The sequence below is a fragment of the uncultured Imperialibacter sp. genome, assembly GCF_963974565.1.
GTDB classification, from domain to species: domain Bacteria; phylum Bacteroidota; class Bacteroidia; order Cytophagales; family Cyclobacteriaceae; genus Imperialibacter; species Imperialibacter roseus.
This window is the reverse complement of the sequence record NZ_CAXBCJ010000013.1, coordinates 163,945-170,350: the sequence shown is the minus strand read 5'-3', so window position 1 is coordinate 170,350 and position 6,406 is coordinate 163,945. Positions and strand designations below refer to the sequence as shown.

The 6,406-nt window shown below is 46.1% G+C and carries 7 protein-coding genes; 2 read left to right on the top strand and 5 right to left on the bottom strand.

Annotated elements, in window-relative coordinates; all coding sequences use genetic code 11:
* Window positions 1–306: 306 nt before the first annotated feature.
* Window positions 307–609, top strand: a complete 303-nt coding sequence (locus AAC052_RS18495) for an endonuclease domain-containing protein (protein WP_339814963.1) — start codon at window positions 307–309, stop codon at window positions 607–609.
* Window positions 554–685, top strand: coding sequence for a DUF559 domain-containing protein (locus AAC052_RS18490; protein ID WP_339814962.1), 132 nt, complete (start codon window positions 554–556; stop codon window positions 683–685). The genes AAC052_RS18495 and AAC052_RS18490 overlap by 56 nt, the downstream gene beginning before the upstream one ends.
* Window positions 686–722: 37 nt before the next feature.
* Here the strand turns inward: AAC052_RS18490 and AAC052_RS18485 are convergent, their stop codons facing one another.
* The 5 genes from AAC052_RS18485 to AAC052_RS18465 all read right to left on the bottom strand — a co-directional run bounded on the left by AAC052_RS18485 (window position 723) and on the right by AAC052_RS18465 (window position 6,385).
* Window positions 723–950 carry a type II toxin-antitoxin system HicA family toxin gene (locus AAC052_RS18485; protein WP_339814961.1) on the bottom strand — a complete coding sequence of 76 codons (228 nt, stop codon included), beginning with the start codon at window positions 948–950 and terminating at the stop codon, window positions 723–725.
* A complete protein-coding gene (locus AAC052_RS18480) occupies window positions 950–1,177 on the bottom strand; it encodes a DUF1902 domain-containing protein (protein ID WP_152001720.1) in 228 nt (75 codons plus the stop codon). Before AAC052_RS18480 ends, AAC052_RS18485 begins: the two co-directional genes overlap by 1 nt.
* Before the next feature lie 369 nt (window positions 1,178–1,546).
* Window positions 1,547–4,222 carry an insulinase family protein gene (locus tag AAC052_RS18475; protein WP_339814960.1) on the bottom strand — a complete coding sequence of 892 codons (2,676 nt, stop codon included), beginning with the start codon at window positions 4,220–4,222 and terminating at the stop codon, window positions 1,547–1,549.
* Window positions 4,223–4,473: 251 nt separating this feature from the next.
* Entirely contained in the window at window positions 4,474–5,508 is a 1,035-nt protein-coding gene (locus AAC052_RS18470; RefSeq protein ID WP_339814959.1) for a DUF697 domain-containing protein, read from the bottom strand.
* Between the two features lie 199 nt (window positions 5,509–5,707).
* Window positions 5,708–6,385, bottom strand: coding sequence for a lipoprotein signal peptidase (locus AAC052_RS18465; RefSeq protein ID WP_317488647.1), 678 nt, complete (start codon window positions 6,383–6,385; stop codon window positions 5,708–5,710).
* Window positions 6,386–6,406: the final 21 nt, after the last annotated feature.

Here is a 6,406-nt window from a genome sequence, read left to right as displayed (position 1 = left end):
CTCCGACTTTATTCATTCCGCTGGGTATGGACTTTCCTTATGGCTATTTCATGGTAGTAAAGTCAGCCCTTCGGTAAATAATGGAGAATATAGTATTTTATTACCTTATCTAAGTAAAATCGAGCTGAGGGGGTACAATTCCCAATTAATAATGGTTTTTGATTTGCTTCTGGAATAAATATCTTGAAGAAGAAACCTCATCCCTACCCTTCTCCCTGGGGAGAAGGATTAAGTAATTTGGCAGCCGGCTGAGCGAGCCCCCTCTCCCTTGGGAGAGGGCCGGGGTGAGGAAAACATATTATACAGATGCCCAAACGAGACTTCCACAAACATGCACAAGGCAGACTCTTCGAGTATGCCCGAAATATGCGCAAGAATCAAACGGCAGCAGAAGACCTGCTATGGCAAAACCTGAGTGGAAGAAAGCTAGGAGGACATAAGTTTAGAAGGCAGCATCCTGTGGCTGGATTTATTGCAGATTTTTACTGTCATGAAGCGAAACTGGTGATAGAGTTGGACGGCAAGATTCATAACCTTAGTGAGCAAAAAGAATATGATGGGGGAAGGAAGAACCCACGACCTGAAAGAGCATGGCCTGAGAGTGATTAGATTCACCAATGAAGAAGTTGAGAGGAATGTTGTTATGGTGCTCGAGGAAATTAGAAACGCTTTAACGAAAAATTAAACTATGGCTCTAATAAAGCCTCCTCGAAAAAAAGCTTCTACTTCATTTTAAGAAATTCTTCTGGTGTAATATCGCATTGCTTGAGAATTGCTCTCAAAGTTCCCTCTGGCATATCTCCAGGATGATTGGGTATTGTGGTGAATCTACCAGTGCTTTCGTTCCACCAAATTTCATGGCTACCGGCCGCTTGCCTATGAAATGAAAAACCTAGCTTTTTTAGCATTTTTACAATCTCACGGTATTTAAAGCCCGACAACCTACCCATTACATCCCAATCACCAGCGGAAGATCAAACTCATTATCGAACTCCGGAAGCACGATAGGATTGGTTCCTTCCTGCGCTTCGAGCAGTTTCTTGGCCACATCTCTGGCGATCTCAAGCGTTTCCGAAATTGTTCTTCCCTGGGCAACCAGCCCCTGAATAGCATCAGAAGTTGCCAGGTAGACCCCTTCTGGTAATTTTTCTATATGTAAATCTATTTTTCTTTCCATATCATAAATATAGTTAACCCAGCACTCATTTACGCCAATAGAATGTCTAGGTTGGTAACCAAAAGTAGAGCAAATCAACGTATAGACCCTCTGTTTACGCTATTCTTCACCTCAACCAAATCAAACTGAAGCATCTGGCCTACGTAGTTTTTGATGAAATCGTGAATGAACTAGTACGCTGCTGTATCCAGCGCTTATCCAGGTGAAGAAACACTGCATTTGTTCGAACGTCACTTGTGGTTTGGGCCAGTAAGAAAAACAACAGGCATTGGTAGTGCTAGCCTTGTAGGGGCATGATCGTTTTTAAAACGGTGCCAAAAAAGAGGGACACACCTATTAGGAATGCCCCGATTATATCTTTCTATTTCCCTATTCTTCCGGCATCAACACCAGCTTGATGAACTTCTCAGGGTCGATATACTTCTTAGCTGCTTCCTGCATGTCTTTCGAAGTCAGACTTTCAATCCTTTCTTTCGCCTTTAGGATACCTTCCGGATCCCAGCCCTGATAGTAGTAAGTTCGCAGCGTGCTGGCCCAGAAGTTGTTGTTTTTTAGGCTCACTTCGATCTCCCGACGTTGGCCTTCCTTAATTTTCTTCAAGTCTTCGGCACCCACACCTTCCTTCTGGAGCTTCTTCAGTTCATCCAAAGTGGCTTTCACAAGTTCATCCACATTCTCCGGGCCACAAGGGAAGCTTACCTGAAAGGTATAGTGGTCGTAAGGCATGTTCTCAGCATTGGCATTGGCTCCTACGCCATACACACCGCCTTTTTCTTCACGAAGTAACTCAACCAGCTTAATGGTCATCACTTCTCCAAAACTCGACAGATAGTAAGCCTGCTTCCGGTCGAAAGGCTGCTCGGTATCCCAGTACATGATCACCTGGCTTTTTTGGTCAACGCCTTTTTTGACTATTTTCTCCAAAGGTGCCTTTGGCGGGCGGGGACTTACGTCCTTCCATTCATCTTTTCTTCCCGAAGCAGGTAGGCTGGCAATGTACTGCTCCAGCATAGGCTTGATCTCATCTACTTTGAATGCTCCCACAAAGAAGAAAGTGAAGTCGCTCACATCACTGAACCTGTCCTGGTAAAAGGCGAACGCTTTGTCCAGATCGATTTTATCCAAATCGGCCTCTGTCGGGAAGCCGCCTCCTCTGATGCTGTTGTTGGAAAGTGTTCGCTGCACCTGATCCACAAAGTAGTACTGTGGATTGGCCATCACATTGGACAAAATGGACTTATTCTTTGTGATGAATGACTGGAACGCTTTTTCGTCCTTTCTTGGAGTCGTGAAATACATATTCGTTAACTGAAAGAACGTTTCCATGTCAGCTGGCGTCGTGCTGCCCTGCACGCCCTCACTCAACTCTCTGATAAATGGCGTAACGCCAAGACTCTTTCCTGCAAGCACTTTTTGCAAAGTGGTAATATCGTAGTCGGCAATACCGCCCTGATCCACCAAAGAGGCCGCATTAGAGGCAGACTGGTAGTCGGCATCGGAAGCAAGGCTGTGCCCCCCGGGACTCCAGGTAGTCATCACTATTTCGTCGTTCTTGAAGTCGGTCGGCTTCAAAAACACCTTTACTCCATTCGAAAGATCGAGCTCGGTAACACCCAGCGCCTCGTTCTTTTTCTCTGACACTATACTGCCTGGCTTGGGCAAGGTAGTCATCAGACTCTCACCAAAATCTTCGTCTTCGTAGGGATCAACTTTCAATATCCTGATCCTGTTAAGCACGCCTTTCACTTCGTCCTCCGTCGGCAATACCACACCTTCTTTCTCCGGTGCAGTAATCACCACCACCCTGTTGTCCTTTGTGATCCATTTTTCGATCAGCGCATTTACCTCATCAAGACCTATCCCTTCAACATACTCTTTTGCGAAGTTGTATTCCCACTCAATGCCTGGTATTGGCTCCTTTTCGAGGAAGTTGTTGACATATTCGTCCACATAGTTCTCCGACTCCGACTTATCTCTTTCGTTATAGGCTACTTCGTATGATTTCAGCAGGTCAAGCTTGTAGCGTTTTAACTCGCCTGGAGTGAACCCATGCCGACGAACCCGCTCCAGCTCGGTAATCATGGCCTGTAGTCCACCTTTTATGTCTTTTTCATTTGCTACCGCAAAGGCCTGAAACGCATCTTTAGTTCTTGCCCAGGTGCCACCATGGCTGGTGCTGGCATAAACAAAGGGGGGCTCTGCCTCTCTGGTCAGCTCTTGCAAGCGCTTATTCAGCATGCCCGTGAAAGCTCTTTCCACAAGAAAGTCTCTGTAGTCACTGGCTTTTGTTTCCTCTTCAGGGTCGGTTTTGAAATATAGGCGAACCTGGGCGAATGTAGCTTCTTTGTCAGCCAGCACCGAAACATAGGTGTCGGAATGGTCTGGCACCTTAAATTCTTCCCTTTTCTTTGGGCTTTTAGCCGCAGGTATCCTTCCAAAGTACTTTTGAATCTTGGCTTCCATCACTGCCACATCGATATCGCCCACCGCTACCACAGCCATCAGATCAGGACGGTACCAGTCGTTGTAAAACCGCTTGATCGCTTCATGCGGGAAGGTCTCCAGGTTTTCCTTGGTGCCTATTGGAAGGCGTTCCGCATACCTCGAATCCTTATAAATCACTGGCAGGTATTTGTCGAGCATCCGGCGCTCACCACTTTGGCCAAGCCTCCACTCTTCAATCACCACCCCCCTCTCTTTGTCTATTTCTTCTCCTTCAAAAGTGAGATTGTGTGCCCAGTCTTCCAGAATCTGAAGACCCTGGTTGACAATTTTTTCGTCGTCTGTGGGTATCGGCAGAATGTAGACCGTTTCGTCAAAGCTTGTATACGCATTCAAATCGGCTCCAAACTGCACACCTATTGATTGCAGGTAATTGACGATTTCGTTTTTCTTGAAATTCTTTGTGCCATTGAAGGCCATGTGCTCCGTGAAATGGGCAAGGCCGAGTTGGCTTGGGTCCTCCAGAATAGACCCGGCATTTACTACCAACCGCAACTCCACCCGGTCTTCGGGACGGTCGTTGTGTCGGATATAGTATTTCATTCCATTTTTCAGTGTGCCGATCTTGACATTTTTATCGACTGGAATCTGTGAATTTAAGTCAACAGTTTGGCTTTGGGCCAAAAGTGAGGGTAGAAGCCCTAAAAGCAAGAAAAAGATAGCTTTTATAGCTCTGTTTTTGAAAGATGTTTCCATGGATTAAGTTCCAGGTTTGTTGAATAGGTGAAATTAACTGAAAATAGGCCTTCAAAATACGTCGAAGCAAAGTGCCGTCCAAAGCATCTTCGCTATTTCTATTGATCCTTTTCCCTGGCTTCGAGTTTTCTTTTTCCAAAAGGATTGACTTTCCTGGCAGCAGAAGAAACTCCTTCGGTGATTTTGGCACCCGCTTTCACTATGGCCTGGCCACCAGACTTGATGGACTGAAATCCCGCATTCTTGGCCGCTTTCAGTATTCCTCCCACAACTTTTGTTGACCCCTGAGTCACAATCTGGCTCAACATTTTTCCGGCTTCAAGGGTAGCACTTTTCCTCGCCTTCTTGCTATCCCAGGTGATGACGCAACTACAATATTGCCTGGCGATGATGCCCACACGCAAGGTGAGAAAGGCATTGGTGGAGCCTTCAAAAAGTGAATCCATCACCAGCGTTGCTGTGGGGCCTACCACTGGAATGGATGAGAATGAGGTGCTTTTTGTTACGCCCGACAGCAGCGACTCAAGCTGTAGACTGATGTCGAGGTCTTCAATTTCGGATACGAGAAAAGTGGTGGCGCCAATATTAGCATAAAGATGAGTGAGATCTCTCAGACCTGGTCGCTGGTGGTACAAATGGCAAATTTTCCACACCATGCGTGTGTGAGTAAAAAGGATGGTGAAGGCATCAAGCCGTCCGTTTTGAGAGATGGACGTAGTAAGGAATACTGACAGCGCCGTTTGTTTGATAATCTTGTCTGCCTCCTCATTGAGTCGGGTTAGCGAAGCCTCCAATTGATCCTCAGAGGCGGGAACAAGACCTCCGGCAATCAACAGTTTATTCTTTCTGAGCCGTCTGAACACCCTCCTTTTATGAGATGGAATTTGTTCTTCCGCCTGCGGCGGAGTGAGCGTTTGCGGTAGTCTTAAAAAGAGGAAAACAGGCACCAGCAGAATACCTGCGGAAATGGCTGTTAAAGTAACAAGTACCACCCTTCCGAAAGCCTCGTTTACGCCAAGCGCCAGGTGATAAATCTGATAAACCTGATTGATTAGAAAAAGGGCTGTGAGGAAAACGATAATGGCAGACAGCCAGACCGCAATAAGTTTGATCTCTTTTGAAAAGCTCGACATACCTGTATTAACGTTACGTTGGTTTGACAGGTTCGGGAAGACTGAAGTTACACGTTTTGTCGACTATTTGCGAACTACTTGCAGAGGCCCGAGTTAAAGTCGTGCACTGGCAACTTAAATTGAAACATCACTCCAAAGAAATGATTTCAAAGTCTTCTTTATGTCTTAGAAGCCTTTGCGTGAGACTATCCCCTGCAGCTTACCCAACCGATTGAGCATTTCTTGTTTCGTCGTCATCAGAAGGAACCTGTCCCACAATGGAAGTTTGAGAGTCGCCAGTAGCATCTCCTTCTCCGTGCTCAGCTTCTTTGAAAAATGACTTCTGGAATATTATAATAATTGCCACACCAACGAAAATTGAAGCATCTGCCACATTGAAAACAGGCCACAACGCTGTGTAGTCTCCACCGAACAAAGGCACCCACTCAGGGATTCGGCCTTCCCAGATGTCAATGTAGAACATATCAATGACCTGCCCATGAAACCACGGATTGGGGGCGTCATACGGAGCGTTGTTAAGAAAAACGCCATAGAAGATACTGTCGATAAGGTTGCCGATCGCTCCACCAAGGATCAATGCACCACACCACAAAAGGCCAGTGTGTACTTCCTTTTTTGCCAGCCTGTAGAGATACACAGCAATTACAACCATGGCTATGAGCCTGATAACAGTAAGGATAAGCTTGCCGTTTTCGCTGCCCAGCTGCATACCAAAGGCCATGCCCGGGTTGGTGAGGTAGTGAAGCTTAAATACGTCGCCAAGGAGGTAAATCTGCCCGGCCACGCCCATTTCCATATTGAAGTGTACTGCCAACTTAACTACCTGATCCAAAATGATCATTGCAATGGCCAGTAGGTAATATTTAAAATACTTCACTTTGTCCTTAGTTTACAATGT